Origin of the sequence: Streptomyces sp. NPDC048111 (assembly GCF_043202815.1) — a bacterium.
Taxonomy (GTDB): domain Bacteria; phylum Actinomycetota; class Actinomycetes; order Streptomycetales; family Streptomycetaceae; genus Streptomyces.
Map to the genome: position 1 here is coordinate 15,736 of NZ_JBIDBD010000046.1, position 15,073 is coordinate 30,808.

General features: G+C 72.4%; 13 protein-coding genes. 8 read left to right on the forward strand and 5 right to left on the reverse strand.

The features are described from left to right. The 4 genes from hisG (at nucleotide 1) to ACGF3I_RS33825 (ending at nucleotide 4,026) form a co-directional block, all read left to right on the forward strand. Nucleotides 1–858, forward strand: coding sequence for an ATP phosphoribosyltransferase (gene hisG / locus ACGF3I_RS33810; protein WP_393138901.1), 858 nt, complete (start codon nucleotides 1–3; stop codon nucleotides 856–858). Between the two features lie 67 nt (nucleotides 859–925). Continuing rightward, nucleotides 926–1,414 (forward strand): PH domain-containing protein, encoded by a 489-nt coding sequence (locus ACGF3I_RS33815; protein WP_393138903.1) that lies wholly within the window; start codon nucleotides 926–928, stop codon nucleotides 1,412–1,414. Between the two features lie 183 nt (nucleotides 1,415–1,597). Continuing rightward, the gene (locus tag ACGF3I_RS33820; RefSeq protein WP_393138905.1) at nucleotides 1,598–2,935 is read left to right on the forward strand and encodes a hemolysin family protein; all 1,338 of its coding nucleotides are present in this window, start codon (nucleotides 1,598–1,600) and stop codon (nucleotides 2,933–2,935) included. Beyond that, nucleotides 2,932–4,026, forward strand: a complete 1,095-nt coding sequence (locus ACGF3I_RS33825) for a hemolysin family protein (RefSeq protein ID WP_393138907.1) — start codon at nucleotides 2,932–2,934, stop codon at nucleotides 4,024–4,026. The genes ACGF3I_RS33820 and ACGF3I_RS33825 overlap by 4 nt, the downstream gene beginning before the upstream one ends. On the opposite strand, the gene ACGF3I_RS33830 is transcribed toward ACGF3I_RS33825, so the two are convergent. Beyond that, a complete protein-coding gene (locus ACGF3I_RS33830) occupies nucleotides 4,027–5,922 on the reverse strand; it encodes an AAA family ATPase (protein WP_393138925.1) in 1,896 nt (631 codons plus the stop codon). It abuts the gene before it with no gap. Between the two features lie 392 nt (nucleotides 5,923–6,314). Next, nucleotides 6,315–6,908: a uridine kinase gene (locus ACGF3I_RS33835; protein ID WP_393138909.1), complete on the reverse strand. Its 594-nt coding sequence runs from the start codon at nucleotides 6,906–6,908 to the stop codon at nucleotides 6,315–6,317. A gap of 288 nt (nucleotides 6,909–7,196) precedes the next feature. Between ACGF3I_RS33835 and ACGF3I_RS33840 the strand changes: the two genes are divergently transcribed. Both ACGF3I_RS33840 and ACGF3I_RS33845 read left to right on the forward strand, forming a co-directional pair. After that, nucleotides 7,197–8,558 (forward strand): peptidase C39 family protein, encoded by a 1,362-nt coding sequence (locus tag ACGF3I_RS33840; RefSeq protein ID WP_393138911.1) that lies wholly within the window; start codon nucleotides 7,197–7,199, stop codon nucleotides 8,556–8,558. A 118-nt stretch (nucleotides 8,559–8,676) separates the two neighbouring features. Further along, complete coding sequence (locus tag ACGF3I_RS33845; protein ID WP_393138913.1) at nucleotides 8,677–8,841, forward strand: SCO1431 family membrane protein; 165 nt, start codon at nucleotides 8,677–8,679, stop codon at nucleotides 8,839–8,841. A gap of 36 nt (nucleotides 8,842–8,877) precedes the next feature. Here ACGF3I_RS33845 and ACGF3I_RS33850 read toward each other — a convergent pair whose 3' ends face one another. Then, nucleotides 8,878–9,903 (reverse strand): DUF6114 domain-containing protein, encoded by a 1,026-nt coding sequence (locus ACGF3I_RS33850; protein ID WP_393138927.1) that lies wholly within the window; start codon nucleotides 9,901–9,903, stop codon nucleotides 8,878–8,880. Nucleotides 9,904–10,094: 191 nt separating this feature from the next. Next, nucleotides 10,095–10,709 carry a DUF6230 family protein gene (locus ACGF3I_RS33855; protein WP_393138915.1) on the reverse strand — a complete coding sequence of 205 codons (615 nt, stop codon included), beginning with the start codon at nucleotides 10,707–10,709 and terminating at the stop codon, nucleotides 10,095–10,097. A 111-nt stretch (nucleotides 10,710–10,820) separates the two neighbouring features. Between ACGF3I_RS33855 and ACGF3I_RS33860 the strand changes: the two genes are divergently transcribed. Continuing rightward, nucleotides 10,821–11,453: a TetR/AcrR family transcriptional regulator gene (locus ACGF3I_RS33860; protein ID WP_393138917.1), complete on the forward strand. Its 633-nt coding sequence runs from the start codon at nucleotides 10,821–10,823 to the stop codon at nucleotides 11,451–11,453. A gap of 89 nt (nucleotides 11,454–11,542) precedes the next feature. Here ACGF3I_RS33860 and ACGF3I_RS33865 read toward each other — a convergent pair whose 3' ends face one another. After that, nucleotides 11,543–12,793, reverse strand: coding sequence for a glycoside hydrolase family 18 protein (locus ACGF3I_RS33865; RefSeq protein WP_393138919.1), 1,251 nt, complete (start codon nucleotides 12,791–12,793; stop codon nucleotides 11,543–11,545). A 354-nt stretch (nucleotides 12,794–13,147) separates the two neighbouring features. On the opposite strand from ACGF3I_RS33865, the gene ACGF3I_RS33870 reads away from it, so the two are divergent. Next, nucleotides 13,148–14,320 carry an acyl-CoA dehydrogenase family protein gene (locus ACGF3I_RS33870; RefSeq protein WP_393138921.1) on the forward strand — a complete coding sequence of 391 codons (1,173 nt, stop codon included), beginning with the start codon at nucleotides 13,148–13,150 and terminating at the stop codon, nucleotides 14,318–14,320. Nucleotides 14,321–15,073: the final 753 nt, after the last annotated feature.

Sequence of the window (15,073 nt, forward strand, 5' to 3'; positions counted from 1 at the left end):
ATGCTGCGCATCGCCGTCCCCAACAAGGGTTCACTGTCCGGACCTGCGTCGGCGATGCTCCATGAGGCCGGCTACCGGATGCGCAAGGAGTCCAAGGAACTCGTCACCGTCGACCCCGTCAACGAGGTCGAGTTCTTCTACCTGCGCCCCAAGGACATCGCGATCTACGTGTCCGCGGGCAAGCTCGACATCGGCATCACCGGCGAGGACCTCCTGGTCGACTCCGGCGCCGACGCCGAGGTGATCCTGCCGCTCGGCTTCGCCCGCTCCACCTTCCGCTTCGCGGCCAAACCCGGCACCGTCTCCGGCCTCAAGGACCTCGAAGGCAAGACGATCGCCACGTCCTACGAGGGCATCGTCGCCAAGCACCTGGCCGAGGCCGGTGTCGACGCCTCCGTGGTGCACCTCGACGGAGCCGTGGAGACGGCGATCGAGCTCGGGGTGGCCCAGGTCATCGCCGACGTCGTGGAGACCGGCACCTCGCTGCGCAACGCCGGCCTCGAAGTCTTCGGCGAGCCGATCATGAAGTCCGAGGCGGCCGTCATCCGCCGCACCGGTGCCGCCCCGGACGGCGCCGTCCAACTGAAGGTGGAGCAGTTCCTGCGCCGCCTCCAGGGCGTCCTGGTCGCCCGCAGCTACGTGATGATGGACTACGACTGCCGCGCCGAACACCTGGAGCGCGCCGTCGCCCTGACGCCGGGCCTCGAATCGCCGACGATCTCCCCGCTGCACAACGAGGGCTGGGTCGCCGTCCGTTCGATGGTCCCGGCCAAGGACTCCCAGCGGGTCATGGACGACCTGTACGAACTCGGCGCCCGCGCCATCCTCACCACGGCCATCCACGCCTGCCGCCTCTGACCCGGCGCCGGCCACCAGGACCGCGACGACGAGCGACGACCACCCAGCGACGAAAGCGAACGACACCGTGTCCGCCCCCGCGCCCCGACCCCCGGCCCTGCCGGTCACGTTCAGGCCGACCGCCACCCGGGCCGTCCTGCTGATCAGCGCCGCCGCGATGTTCGTCGCCATGACGGTGATGTCGCTGCTCCTGGAGACCCTGAGCGGGGGTGAACGCGGCAGCTTCATCCTGATGGCCGCCCTGTTCGCCGGAGTGCTGGTGCTGCTCAGCCGGCCGAAGGTGGTCGCCGACGACCAGGGCGTCACCGTCGTGAACCTCACCGGCACGCGCCGGCTCGTATGGGCCGAGATCCTTCGCGTGAACCTCCGCCAGGGCGACCCCTGGGTCTTCCTCGACCTCAGCGACGGCACCAGCCTGCCCGCCCTCGGCATCCAGCCGGCCAGCGGCAGGGCGCGCGCGATCCGCGACGCCCGGGCGCTGCGCGCGCTCGCCGAGGACCGCGGTACCCACGGAGCCGGCCCCGGTTCACCCGGCCCCGCTCACGACAACGGCTGAGCCCGCTGCCCCACCCGGCAGCATCTTGACTACCCTGATGTCGGCGGCGCCGACAGCGCCCCGCCCCGCACACGGGCCTGCACCATCGGCCGCGGGGCACCAGCGACCCGAGGAGTGACTCCCTCCAGCAATGGACGGACCGTCCGGTAGTACCTGCGCCGCCCCCTCCCAGGAGGCGGTGGCATGACCATCACGCTCGTGCTGCTCTTCGCGGCATTCCTTCTCATCCTCGCCAACGGCTTCTTCGTGGCGGCCGAGTTCGGCCTGGTCACCGTCGACCGGCCGGACGCCGAACGCGCCGCGGCCGAGGGCGACCGCAGGGCCGCCACCGTGGTGCGCGCCCTGGGCGAGCTGTCCTTCCAGCTCTCCGGCACCCAGCTCGGCATCACCATCACCTCGCTCGTCGTCGGCATGCTCGCCGAGCCCGCGCTCGCCGATCTGCTCGACGGGCCGATCGGGGTGACCGGCCTCCCGGCCGGCGCCGTCTCCGGCATCAGCGTCGTGCTCGGCATGCTGCTCGCCGCCGCCGTCCAGATGGTGGTCGGCGAACTCGTGCCGAAGAACTGGGCGGTCTCCAAGCCGCTCCAGGTGGCCCGCTTCGTGGCCGGCCCGCAGGACCGCTTCTCGCGCCTGTTCCGCCCGGTCATCGCCCTGCTCAACACCGTCGCCAACCGTCTGGTGCGGGCCCTGGGCGTCGAGCCCGCCGACGAGCTGGCCTCCGCCCGCACACCCGGCGAGCTGGTCTCCCTGGTCAAGCACTCGGCGCGGGCCGGAGCCCTGGAACAGGACACCGCCGACCTCTTCGTGCGGACCCTTTCGCTCGGCCACCTCACGGCCGAGAACGTGATGACCCCGCGCGTCAAGGTCAGCGCCCTGCAGACCACCGCCACCGCGGCCGACGTCCTCAACCTCACCCGGGCCACCGGGCTCTCCCGCTTCCCGGTCTACCGCGAGCGGATCGACGAGGTCGTCGGCATGGTCCACCTCAAGGACGCCCTCGCGGTGCGGCCCCCCGAGCGCCTGCGCACCGCCGTCGGCCTGATCGCCGTGCCGCCGCTGCTCGTGCCGCAGACCCTGCCCGTGCAGCAGCTGCTCGGACGGCTGCGCAGCGAACAGCCGATAGCCGTGGTCGTGGACGAGTACGGCGGCACGGCCGGCGTCGTCACCCTGGAGGACATCATCGAGGAACTCGTCGGCGAGGTCCGCGACGAGCACGACGGCGCCGACGCCGCCCGGCCCGAACTCGCGGCCGTGGCCGGCGAGGACGGCAGGCCCGCCTGGGAGGCGGACGGCAGCTGCCGCGTCCTGTCGCTCGGCCGGATCGGCCTGGACGCCCCCGAGGGCCCCTACGAGACCGTCGCGGGCCTGGTCGCCGATCTGCTGGGCCGCATCCCGGTCCCCGGCGACCGTGTCGAACTGCCCGGCTGGCGGATCCAGGTCCGCCAGGTCGAGCGCTACCGCGCCGAGCGGGTCCGTTTCGTGCGGACCGCCGACGCCCCGGCTGCGGAGGCGGCCCGATGAGTCTGCTCCAACTCCTCTTCGCCCTGCTGCTCGTGCTCGCCAACGGCTTCTTCGTCGGCGCCGAGTTCGCCCTGGTCTCGGTGCGCCGCAGCCAGATCGAACCGCTCGCCGCCTCCTCGGCACGGGCCCGCCAGGTGCTGCACGGCCTGGAGAACCTGCCGCAGATGATGGCCGCCGCCCAATTCGGCATCACCATCTGCTCGTTGACGCTCGGCGCGGTCGCCGAACCCACCGTGGCACAGCTCCTGGAACCCGCCTTCACGGCGGTCGGCCTCCCCGAGGGTCTGGTCCATCCGCTCGGCTATGTGATCGCGCTGGCCCTGGTGGTCTCGCTGCACCTGGTCATCGGCGAGATGGTGCCGAAGAACATGGCGATGGCTGCGCCCGAGAGGACCGCGCTCTGGTTCAGCCCGGGTCTCGTCGCCTTCGCCCGGGTCTGCAAGCCGGTCACGATCGCGCTCGGCGCCTGTGCGCGGCTCGTCCTGAAGCTGTTCCGGGTCGAGCCGAAGGACGAGGTGGAGGCCGTCTTCACCAGTGTCCAGCTCGGCCGCCTCGTCGAGGACTCCGGCCAGGCCGGGCTGCTGGAGCCCGAGGCCCAGGAACGCCTGGAGGACGCCCTGGAGCTGGGCAGCCGCCCGGTGACGGACGTGCTGCTCGACCGGGCGTCGGTGGTGACCGTCGGCTGCTCGGTGACCCCGCGGGAGCTGGAGGAGCTGACGGTGCGCACCGGGTACTCGCGCTTCCCGGTCTGTGCCGAGGGCGGCGCCTTCATGGGGTTCCTGCACGTCAAGGACGTCCTCGACGTGGAGGAGCGGGAACGCGCGGTGCCCCAGCAGCTGTGGCGCCCGCTCGCCACCCTGCGGGCCGAGCTGCCCCTGGATGACGCCCTCACGGTGATGCGCCGTGCGGCCACCCATCTCGCGCAGGTCACCGACGGCTCGGGCCGCGTGCTCGGCCTGGTCGCCCTGGAGGACGTGCTGGAGAAGCTGGTGGGCGAGGTCCGCGACCCCGCCCACCGCGAGGAGCCCGCCCCGCTGGCCCGGCTCGCCGAGCCCCGCGGCGAACAGGCCCAGCAGGCGCTGGCCGGATAGCTAGAGCGGATCCTGGGGGTCGCGGCGCGCGGGGCCGCGACCCGACAGGACCTCCCCGTACGCCTGCATCAGATCGGGCAGCCGCAGCGTCGCGAGGTCGTCCCGGGTCGGTGTCGTGGGGTACAGCGAGAGCCTCAGGTCCCGGTAGGCGCAGCTCTTCTCGTACAGGGTGCGCAGGAAGCGGCCGTTGCCCAGCTCGTCGATCCAGCCCTGGTCCACCACGTGGCCGCTGATCGAGCGCAGCTCGTCCAGCGCCTCCTCGTCCCACGCGTCGCCGTTCTCACCCGCGAGAACCTCGCCGATCGAGGTCAGCTCCAGGGGGCGGTAGGACGGGAAGTCGACGCGGGTGGTGAAGCGCGACGACAGACCCGGGTTGGTGGCGAGCAGCCGGTCCATGCCCTCGGGGTATCCGGCGAGGATGACCACCAGGTGGTCCCGGTTGTCCTCGGCCCGTTTGAGCAGCACCTGGAGCGCCTCGTCGCCGTACGCGTCGCCCTTGCTGTAGCCGGAGTTGGAGAGGGAGTACGCCTCGTCCACGAAGAGCACCCCGCCGAGCGCCGAGTCGATCAGCTCATTGGCCTTGACGGCGGTCTGGCCGAGGAACTCGCCCACCAGATCGGCCCGTTGGGCCTCCACGAGGTGGTCGCCGCCGAGCAGCCCGAGGGCGTAGAAGACGCGGCCCAGGATGCGTGCGACGGTGGTCTTGCCGGTGCCGGAGGGACCGGAGAAGACAAAGTGACGTTTCGGTGGCTGGACGGGCAGCCCCTGACTCGCCCTGAGCCGCGCCATGTTGAGCTGCGCGGACAGCGCCTTGACCTGACGCTTGACCGGTTCGAGGCCCACCATCCGCTCCAGCTCGGCGAGCGCCTCGGCGAGCAGCACGGGATCGGTGGGGCCGGCCGGGAACGGCGGGGGAGCGGTCTTGCCCGGCACCCCGGGCTTGTCCCGTACGACGTCGCGGGCGAGCGAGGGGGGAGGGGCGAGCGGGGTCTGGGGGTCGCCGCCGAACCGCAGCTCGCGGCCCTCCGGCTGGTCGGGTCCGAGCACTGACTCGGCCTCCGCCTCCACGGTGTCGCCGAAGCCGGACAGGGCGACCGCGGCGAGGTCGGGCGCGTCGTCCGCGCCGTCGTACCCGTCGTTCTCGGTGATCGCGGCGAGCCGGGCCGAGGTGTCCATGAACGCCGGGTCGACCCGGTGCACGGCCCGGTACAGGGGCAGCGCGGCGGCCGACCGGCCGGTGCCCTCGTGGGCGCGGGCCAGCCAGTAGCGCAGTTCCTTGCGCTGGGGCTGTTCGCTGCGGCAGCGCATCAGCGCGGCGGAGAGCAGGGGTTCGGCCTGTCCGAACATCTCCAGGCGCACCCGGGCCATCCCGCCGAACAGACCGGCCTCGATGCCGAGCAGCGGATCGTCCACCAACGGCTCGGTGTGGCGCACCAGTTGGTCCCAGTCCTTGACCAGATAGGCGCGGCAGGCGTGCAGGAAGCGCACCTGGGGATCGGCGTCCACCGGCGGCAGGCCGGCCAGCGCCCGGTCGAGCTCCGGCACATGGCGCCCGTCCAGCCAGTGCGAGGCGTGGGCGAGCAGCAGATCGCGCGGACTCTCCAGGACGGGCTGCACCCACCAGCCCAGCCAGTACCAGGAGTTGAGGGTGCGGCGGTGCCCGGCGCGCTGTTCGCCGAAGCGTTCGCGATGGCGGTACATGCGCAGCAGCGCGGTCGTCGTGTCCACGCGCAGCGCGTGCAGCCCGAGCCAGCCGTCGGCCATCGAGGGGTCGAGCCGCACCGCGGTGCGGAACTCCTCCTCGGCCTGCGGATACGCGCCCATGGTGTACGCGTCCACACCGCGCAGCCACGCGAGATCGGCCGGGGCGTGTGCGCCCGTAGTGCCGAAGTCCATCACGTCCCCCACCACCGTGCCCCGTGCTGAACCGCCCATTCGCACAACGGAATTGACGGGAGTTGACCGCACCGCTGTGCATCGTACCTGCGGAAAGGCCCGCTGCCGAAGGGGGCGGGGGAGGAGCTCCCATGGTGACCGAGGGTGAGCGAAAAACCCTGTGCGGGGGGCCAGTTGGGGCGTAAGGGACAGAACGAAGCCCCCGATCACGGGGGAACAACCGGGGGCTTCGTGTCCGCGGCGGCTTCGGAAAGCCGCACATTGAGAACGTAAGACCTGTATGGCCCCTGGGTCAAGCGGAGTTGAGGCACTGCCAGGGTCTGTTTTGCGACGGTTCGACGTGGTGGGGCCATGCCGTCACGCTGCGTGAGTGAATGGGCCGTACGGGCGGTCTAATCGAGCCCCGTCCGCCACTCGTACCCCTCAGGTACCTGGCGTACCAGGGCATCGGCGAAGGGGCGCGAGGGGTCGTCGGCGAAATGGCGCATCTCCGCCTGCGTCCACTCGTCCCAGAACGCGGCGAGGCCGCTCCCGTCCCGGCGCCGGCCCCGCGTCCAGGAGGCCGCGGCGTCCAGCTCCATCCACACGAGCAGCGCGAGCGCGGGCCGCAGCGCCCGGCGCCCGGCCCCGACGCCCTCGATCACGACCACCGGCGCCGGCTCCAGCAGGCGCGGGGCCCCGAAGCGGCGCAGCTCCCAGTCGTACGGGTCGTACCGGGCCGGCCGGCCCTGCGCGAACGGGTCGAGCACCTGGCGGCGCAGCCGGTCCGGCCAGCCGAAGAACTCCTGGTGCGTGGCCAGGTCGTCCAGGTGCAGCACCGGCGCCCCGCCGAGCGCCTCGGCGAGCCGCGAGGCGAACGTCGACTTCCCCGAGCCCGCGTGCCCGTCCACCCCGATCAGCCGGACGGGCCCGCACGACGGGCTCATGTCCCTTGCCAGGGAGGCCAGTTGGGCCACGGAGGAGCCGGGTGGCCGGGTGCTGTTCATGAGGTCCTGCCTGGTGGTACGGGTGGTGGGCGCCGGCCCGGCACGGGCCCGCGGGAACGTCGACCGTACCCGGTGGCGGGGTGCGTCGCCGCGCCGGCGCCGTGCCGGGCGCCCGCGGTCCCCGCCCCGCCGGTCCCGGCCCGCCGCCCAGGTCATGCCAGTGGCCCAGACCAATATTGGCCGCGTGACGCGCGCCGAATCGCTGGCCGAAGGGCCTCGGACCCGGGATAGTTGGCCCGCTGTCGAGCACTCGCCGCCCCATCCTTGATCCGACTGGGGGTCCCCACCGTGACCAGCTCCACCCCCCGCAGAACCGTCCTCGCCGCGGCCGTCGCCGCCGCGGCCGGTGCCGTCACCGCCTCGGCGGGACCGGCGTACGCCTCCGGCAACGCGCGCCGACCCGAGCGGGGCCGACGGCTCGTGGACAACAAGGCCTGGACCTCGCACCACGACTGGCGCTCGGGGACGTCCGACGGGGTGCGCCCCGCGGCCGGACCGCGCCCGGGCATCGTCATCGCGCGGCCCGCCGGCACTACCGCCTACACCGACCCGCACACGCGGAAGACGGCCACCTGGGAGTACGCCACCTGGACCTCGCCGGTCCACCGCTCGGCCGTGCCCGCCACCGAGGCCGTCGCCCACTGGAACGCCCACACCCCGCCCGCCACCTGGATCCAGATCGAACTGCTCGGCACCTACGACGACGGCACCGCCACCCCGGACTACGTCATGGGCCGCTGGACGGCGGGCGACGGGGACAGCGACATCCGGCGCACCTCCGTGGACGGGCAGGGCGACGGACGCAGCTCCATCTCGACCGACACCTTCGCGATCGACACCCCGTCGGGCGGCCCGCGCCTGGCCTCCTACCGGCTGCGGGTCACCTTGTACCGCCTGCCCGGCGCCCGGCCCTCGCCCACCGTGTGGCGGCTCGGCGCGATGGCCTCCGCCGTCCCCGACCGCTTCACCGTGGACGCCTCGACCCCGGGGTTCGCGGGCGAGCTGGAGGTGCCGAGCTACTCGCAGGAGATCCACAAGGGCCAGTACCCGCAGTACGACAACGGCGGCGAGGCCTGGTGCAGCCCCACCTCCTCGCAGATGATCATCGAGCACTGGGGGCGCAGGCCCAGCCGCGCCGACCTCGCCTGGGTGGACCCGTCGTACGCCGACCCCCAGGTCTGCCACGCGGCCCGGGGCACCTACGACTACCAGTACGCGGGCTGTGGCAACTGGCCCTTCAACGCCGCGTACGCCACGACCTACCGGGACCTGAGCGCGGTGGTGACCCGGCTCGGCTCCCTCAACGACGTGGAGCGCCTGGTGGCCGCCGGCATCCCGGCCATAACGTCCCAGTCGTTCCTGGCCACCGAGCTGACCGGCGCCGGGTACGGCACCTCGGGGCACCTGATGACCGTCATCGGCTTCACCGCCGACGGCGACGTCATCGCCCACGACCCGGCCGCACCGGACGACGCGGCCGTGCGCCGGGTCTACAAGCGGCGCGAATTCGAGAACATCTGGCTCAGGACCAAGCGCTACAACGCGAGCGGACATGTGTCCTCGGGCACAGGCGGCATCTGCTACCTGTACTGGCCCGCCGACCCCACGCCCGGGCAGCGCAAGGCCCTCGCGGCCGTCGGCATCGTCTGATCCAGGGGCCGGCCCCCGGGCGCAGTGACGAACGTCTCTCCCCCGGGGGCCGGATCCGCTGGCACTGTGGAACGGTCCGCGGGGGGCCGCGCACCACCACACGACCGAGCGAGTTCCCATGACCCTGCCTGCCACCACTCTCGACGACCCCCGCGCCCTGGCCGAGCTCCGCGCCCGCACCGGCGGTCCCAAGGACACCGGGCCCCAGATCCTGGAGCACGTCCTGGGCTGGACCCTCGTGGTGGTCGTCGCGATGCTGGTCACGCAGCTCGGGCTGCTCTAGACGCAGGACCGGTGTGCCGCGATCACGAGGCCGCCGTCACGACGCCGCCAGGGTCAGACCGTCGGCGACGATCGAGTCCGAGGTGACCAGGGCCTGCTCGGCCGTCACATCGGTCATGAAGACGAACGGCGGGACGATCGGCGGCACCGGGAGGGTGCGCGGGTCGAAGGTGACGCAGAGCAGCCCTTCGAGGCAGCCGCTGAACTTGCTGAGGTAGAGCGTCACCTCGCCGCTCAGGTCCAACGAGCGTGCGCCCAGGGCGAGTTCACCGTGGCCTCCCCGGCCGCCCTGATCGCCGTGTCCGTCGTGGGTGGCGAGGCGGTAGTCGGTGAGCGAGGCCGAGGCCATCCGCAGCACCATCACCTTGAGCGGACCGCCCGCGGTGGGCACCGTCGTCACCCCGGCGAACAGGAACCCGTGCGGCGAGAAGCGGCTCGTGGTGACCGTCGGCGGCACGGCGGGAGCGGTGACGCCGGCGGCCCGCGCGGCCGACGGCGCCCCGGCCGGAGCGGTACCGCGTTCGGCCTGTGGGGCCCCGGTCACGGGATGTCCGCCCATCGCGAGGAGCAGGGTGGCGGGCAGGGCCGCGGCGAGGGTGCGCCGGGTGCGGGCGGGCGGCAACCGCGGGCCCGGTGGCTCAGGGGCGCTGGGCGTCGGGGGCGGTGTGGGCGTCGTGGGCGTCGTGGGCGTCCAGCCGAAGCCCATCGCGCTGCCCGCGATGCCGAGCGCCATCCCGATCAGGAACCCGCCCAGATTGGTGGCGGCGAAGGAGAGCACCGACAGGATCAGCGCGTTGACGGCCACGTAGTGCCGGGTGTGCGGCAGGAACCAGAGGAAGAGGCCGGCCGCGACGAGGGCGAGCCCGATGCCGATGGCCGCGATGCCGCCGAGCCCGAGACTGACCAGGACGGTCAGCGGCGACAGCGGCACCAGGAGGAGCTCGGCTCCGCCGAGGACCAGGAACAGGCCCGCCCAGAACGGCCGGGTCCGGCGCCAGCCGCGCAGGGTGCGACGGGCCCCGGGCCACGGCAGCCGCTCCTGCCACCTGCCCCACGCCCGCAGCCACCTGCTCCGCGCCCGGCCCCGATCGCGCGGGGCCCGCGCGGACCCGCCCCGGGGAGTGTGCGGTTCTTCGGCGGCGCGAAGCTCTTGGCGGCTGCGGCCGGTGCCCGTGGGGCCTTGGACCCGGACCGGCGGCCGGGGCGTGGGGGTGGTCGCGCCGGTCCGGGAGCGCCGCGGCGGCCCGAGGCGTCTCAGAAGCACTTCTTGCCGCCGAGGCTCACATCGACCTTCATCCCCTTCAGACGGAAGTTGCCGCCGGTCGCCGACCAGGCGTGCGACCTGACGCCGTCGACCTCGATGTCCCCGGCCTGGAGCCCGAACTTGCCGGCCTCACCCTGAACTCCCTTGACGGCGTCCAGAGTTGAGGCGTCGCGGCCGATCTGCGCGGTGCCGAACCGGGCGTCGCCCACCAGGTCCTCCCCGTCGATGACGAGACTGCCGGCGGTGACCTCGCCCGCGTCGCCGCCCGCCGTCAGCTTGAACACCACGGTGCCGAGCGGGGTGCCGACCTCGGCGGACTGGCAGATGTCGCTGAGCCTGGCGTCGCCGATGCCGAGCAGCGCCACCGGGTGGCCCTTGCCGTCGACCGACCGGTCCGTCTGCACGAACGAGGAGAGCCCCGAACTGGTCAGCTTCCCCGAGGCGACCTGGAAACTGGTGCCGGAGACGGCGAAGGACGCGGCGAGCGCGCCCTCGGCCATCACATGGGCCATGATCCCCACCGCGACGACCGCCGGAAGGGCGACCACCGCCGTCCTGCGCCATGCGGTTCTTCCTTCGGCCAACGGCCGTGTGGCTGCGCTCATGTGATCCTCCCGTACGATCCGGCGAACCCTCGAAGGGCAGTGCAGGGGGAGTGCGCATGCAGGTCTGCCATACTGCGGGCATCCTGCGGCAGTTGGAGACTAGGGCCGAATTTGAATAATAGTCAACAGGGCGGCACGACCGTGCGATCCCAGGCGCGCCGCTCCGAACTCATCGCGACCGGGCGGAAGTTGTTCGCCGACACCTCGTACGACGCGCTGTCGATGGACGACATCGCCAAGCAGGCGGGCGTCGCCAAGGGCCTGATCTACTACTACTTCAAGTCCAAGCGGGGCTACTACCTGGCCATCGTCGAGGACTCCGTGGCCGATCTGGTCTCCCGGGCCCGCAGCGACACCGAGCTGCCGCGCGCCGAACGGGTCCACCGCACCGTCGACGGCTACCTCCGCTACGCCGAGCACCACCAGGCCGCGTACCGGACGATCGTGACCGGCGGCGTCGGCTTCGACGCGCAGGTGCAGTCCATCCGGGACGCGGTCCGCGAGGAGCTGATCGCCACCATCGCCGAGAGCGCCTACGGAACCCGGGAGACCCCGGCCCTGGCGCGGCTCGCGCTGCTGGGCTGGCTGGGCGGCGTGGAGAGCGCGACCTTGGACTGGCTCACCACGCTGGAGCCGCCCCGCGAGACCGTGCGCGAGCTCCTCGTGCGGATGCTGCGGCGCACCCTGGACACCATCGAGGAGTTCGAGCCCTCCTGCCCCTCGCCGCAACCGCCCGAGGCATGACGCATCCGGGACATGACGCATCCGGAGCATGACGAAGGGGCGGCCGGCCACGGCCGCCCGCCCCTCCCGTACGTCCCTCAACTCATCTGCTACTTCACGGACTTGATGAGCTCACCGTTGGCCGTGTCGCCGCTGAGCTCCCACAGGAAGGTCCCGCCGAGACCCTGGCCGTTCTTGTAGGACATCTTCCCGGCGATGGTGGCGGGGGTGTCGTAGCTCCACCAGTTGGTGCCGCAGTAGGCGTACGCCGTGCCGGCGACCGTCCCGTTGGCGGGGCACTTGGTCTTGAGCACCTTGTAGTCCTCGATGCCCTGCTCGTACGTGCCCGCCGCCGGGCCCGTCGCGGTGCCGCCGGGGGCCTTCTGCGTCACACCCGTCCAGCCGCGGCCGTAGAAGCCGATGCCGAGCAGCAGCTTCGCCGACGGGACGCCGAGCTTCTTCAGCTTCTGGATCGCCGCGTCGGTGTAGAAGCCCTGGGTGGGGATTCCGTTGTAGGAGGTCAGCGGGGAGTGCGGGGCGGTGGGGCCCTTGGCCGCCCAGGCGCCGAAGAAGTCGTACGTCATCGGGTTGTACCAGTCGACGTACTGCGCCGCGCCGGCGTAGTCGGCGGCGTCCATCTTGCCGTTGGCCGTGGCGTCGGCGGTGATGGCGGCGGTGACCAGGTTCGATCCGCCGAACTTCGAGCGCAGCGCCGCGAGCACGTTCTTGAAGGCCTCGCGCCCGCTGGTGTCGCAGGACAGACCGCAGGAGTTGGGGTACTCCCAGTCGATGTCGATGCCGTCGAAGACGTCCGCCCAGCGGGGGTCCTCGACCAGGGAGTAGCAGGAACTCGCGAACGCGGCCGGGTTCTTGGCCGCCTCGGCGAAGCCGCCCGACCAGGTCCACCCGCCGAACGACCACAGCACCTTCAGCCCGGGGTGCTTCTTCTTGAGTTCGCGCAGCTGGTTGATGCTGCCCGCCACGGGCTGGTCCCAGGTGTCGGCCGTGCCGTCCACACTGGAGGCGGCGTCGTAGGTCTTCTGGTAGTCCGCGTAGGCGTCGCCGATGGCGCACTTGCCTCCGGTGACGTTGCCGAACGCGTAGTTGATGTGGGTCAGCTTGGCCGCGGAGCCCGAGGTCTCGATGTTCTTGACGTGGTAATTGCGCTGGTAGACGCCCCAGTCGGTGAAGTATCCGACGACCTTGGAACCGGCCGCGGCGCTGTGGGGCGCACGCGGCCCGGGGTCCGGGGAGGCGGTGGCGCTGCCGGCGCCGGCGAGCAGGGTCAGGCCGAGGGCCGCGGTGCACGCGGCGGCGGTCAGGGCCTTGAGAGCGGGACGTGGGGGGCGGGGTCCGGGCATCGTGATCTCCTCGTGGGGAGGGGAGCGTGGGCCGTGCACGACTGCTTTGACATGAACGCTCTAAGTCGTCGGAGGGAACGCTAGAAGGACTAGACCAGTGGGGTCAATGGTTCGGACCAATTCCGGAGGGCTCAATTCCAGCGCGCGGCCCGGCGGCGGGTACGGATGAATCGTGATCTTGGAGCCAGTGACGGGACGCGTCCGATCGGGCATACTCACAGCGCCACGGCCCGCCCGCCTGCTACTTCCGAGACCCGGAAGGGAAGGTAGCGGCCGTAGAGCAGAGTCACCGGCGGCGCCGCCACACCCTGCGCGTGCGTCCGCCGTAGCGCCCGACAGGGAGGAGAGCGCGCCATGCCCGACCGTGCCCCACAGCCGGTGGAACGACAGCTGCCCACCGAAGAGGCCCGGGACCTCGTCGCCCTCGTGCGCGACATCGTCCAGCGGGAGGTGGCGCCGCGGGCCGCCGAGCAGGAGGACGCCGGGTACTTCCCGCGCGAGGTCTTCACCCTGCTCTCCGAGTCCGGCCTGCTGGGCCTGCCGTACGACTCCGAGTTCGGCGGCGGGGACCAGCCCTACGAGGTCTACCTCCAGGTGCTCGAAGAGCTCGCCTCGGCCCGCCTGACGGTCGGCCTCGGCGTCAGCGTCCACTCCCTCGCCTGCCACGCGCTCGCCGGATACGGCACCAAGGAGCAGCAGTCCGAGCACCTGCCCGCGATGCTCGGGGGCGGCCTGCTCGGCGCGTACTGCCTCTCCGAGCCGTCCTCCGGCTCCGACGCGGCCTCGCTGCGCACCAAGGCGGTGCGGGACGGCGACGACTGGGTCATCACCGGCACCAAGGCGTGGATCACGCACGGCGGGATCGCCGACTTCTGCACCGTCCTCGCGCGCACCGGCGGCGAGGGGGCCCGCGGCATCACGGCCTTCCTCGTGCCCGGCGACGCGGAGGGCCTGAGCGCCGCCGCCCCCGAGAAGAAGATGGGCATGAAGGGCTCGCCCACCGCCCAGCTCCACTTCGACGGGGTGCGCGTCCCCGATTCCCGCCGCATCGGCGAGGAGGGCCAGGGTTTCGCCATCGCCCTCTCCGCGCTCGACTCGGGCCGCCTCGGCATCGCGGCGTGCGCCATCGGCGTCGCCCAGGCCGCGCTCGACGAGGCCCTCACGTACGCCACCGGGCGCCTGCAGTTCGGCCGGCCCATCGCCGACTTCCAGGGCCTGCGCTTCATGCTCGCGGACATGGCGACCCAGATCGAGGCGGGCCGCGCCCTGTACCTGGCCGCGGCCAGGCTGCGCGACGCCGGACGCCCCTTCTCCCGCCAGGCCGCGATGGCCAAGCTCTTCTGCACGGACGCGGCGATGAAGGTGACCACGGACGCGGTGCAGGTCCTGGGCGGCTACGGCTACACGGCCGACTTCCCGGTCGAGCGCTTCATGCGCGAGGCGAAGGTTCTGCAGATCGTCGAGGGGACGAACCAGATCCAGCGGATGGTCATCGCGCGCCACCTCGCGGGTCCGGAGACCCGCTGACCCCCGGCCCCGGCCACACCGGAGCCGCGACGATCCGCACCCACTCCTGGTCCCGGTGCCCCGGCAGGGTCCGCCCCCGGCTGGCCCAGTGCCGGAGCAGGGCCTGGTAGATGGGTGGGTCGGTGTACTGCAGAACCGATTCGGCTGGGGGTGGGGGGTTGGGTGGGGCGAGGCGGCGGCGGCCCTGTCCCGGGGCCGTGGAGTAAACCAAGCTCATGCCCTGGCCAACGCGCCCCCGCGGACCGGGGTCACCCCCACACGAATTAGCCCGTACGTACGGCTTCACCCCAACCCAGGGCTGCGCCCCGGGCCCCTTTTCGCGCGGTTCCTCGCGCCGCTGGGGGTGGTGGGGGTCTGGGGGTGTCCGGGGGTTGCGCAGTTCCCCGCGCCCCTGGACCCTGCGGCCGTGTGCGGGCCGTGGTCGCTTTTCGCGCAGTTCCCCGCGCCCCTGAACCCGCTGTCGGCCGGCCGCGGGCCGTGCGTGGCTTGTCGCGCAGTTCCTCGCGCCCCTGGCGGGGCCGGTGCTGGGCCGCACGTGTAGCCCGGCGTGGCTCGCGCAGTTCCCCGCGCCCCCAACCCCCGGTCGTCCGCAGGCCGTGGTCGCTTCTCGCGCAGTTCCCCGCGCCCCTAACAGCACCGGTGCTGGCCCGCACCGGGGCACCTCAGCCCGTCCGGCGTTTGAGGACGAGCGCCGTTCAGGCGCGAAAGGGGGGTTCGGGGGCGCAGCCCCTGAGCAGGGGTGCAGGGGGCGGA

Coding starts and splice junctions, on each gene's coding strand:
- hisG (WP_393138901.1), top strand. CDS start 1: ATGCTGCGCATCGCCGTCCCCAACAAGGGTTCACTGTCCGGACCTGCG.
- ACGF3I_RS33820 (WP_393138905.1), top strand. CDS start 1,598: ATGACCATCACGCTCGTGCTGCTCTTCGCGGCATTCCTTCTCATCCTC.
- ACGF3I_RS33825 (WP_393138907.1), top strand. CDS start 2,932: ATGAGTCTGCTCCAACTCCTCTTCGCCCTGCTGCTCGTGCTCGCCAAC.
- ACGF3I_RS33830 (WP_393138925.1), bottom strand. CDS start 5,922: ATGGACTTCGGCACTACGGGCGCACACGCCCCGGCCGATCTCGCGTGG.
- ACGF3I_RS33835 (WP_393138909.1), bottom strand. CDS start 6,908: ATGAACAGCACCCGGCCACCCGGCTCCTCCGTGGCCCAACTGGCCTCC.
- ACGF3I_RS33845 (WP_393138913.1), top strand. CDS start 8,677: ATGACCCTGCCTGCCACCACTCTCGACGACCCCCGCGCCCTGGCCGAG.
- ACGF3I_RS33855 (WP_393138915.1), bottom strand. CDS start 10,709: ATGAGCGCAGCCACACGGCCGTTGGCCGAAGGAAGAACCGCATGGCGC.
- ACGF3I_RS33865 (WP_393138919.1), bottom strand. CDS start 12,793: ATGCCCGGACCCCGCCCCCCACGTCCCGCTCTCAAGGCCCTGACCGCC.
- ACGF3I_RS33870 (WP_393138921.1), top strand. CDS start 13,148: ATGCCCGACCGTGCCCCACAGCCGGTGGAACGACAGCTGCCCACCGAA.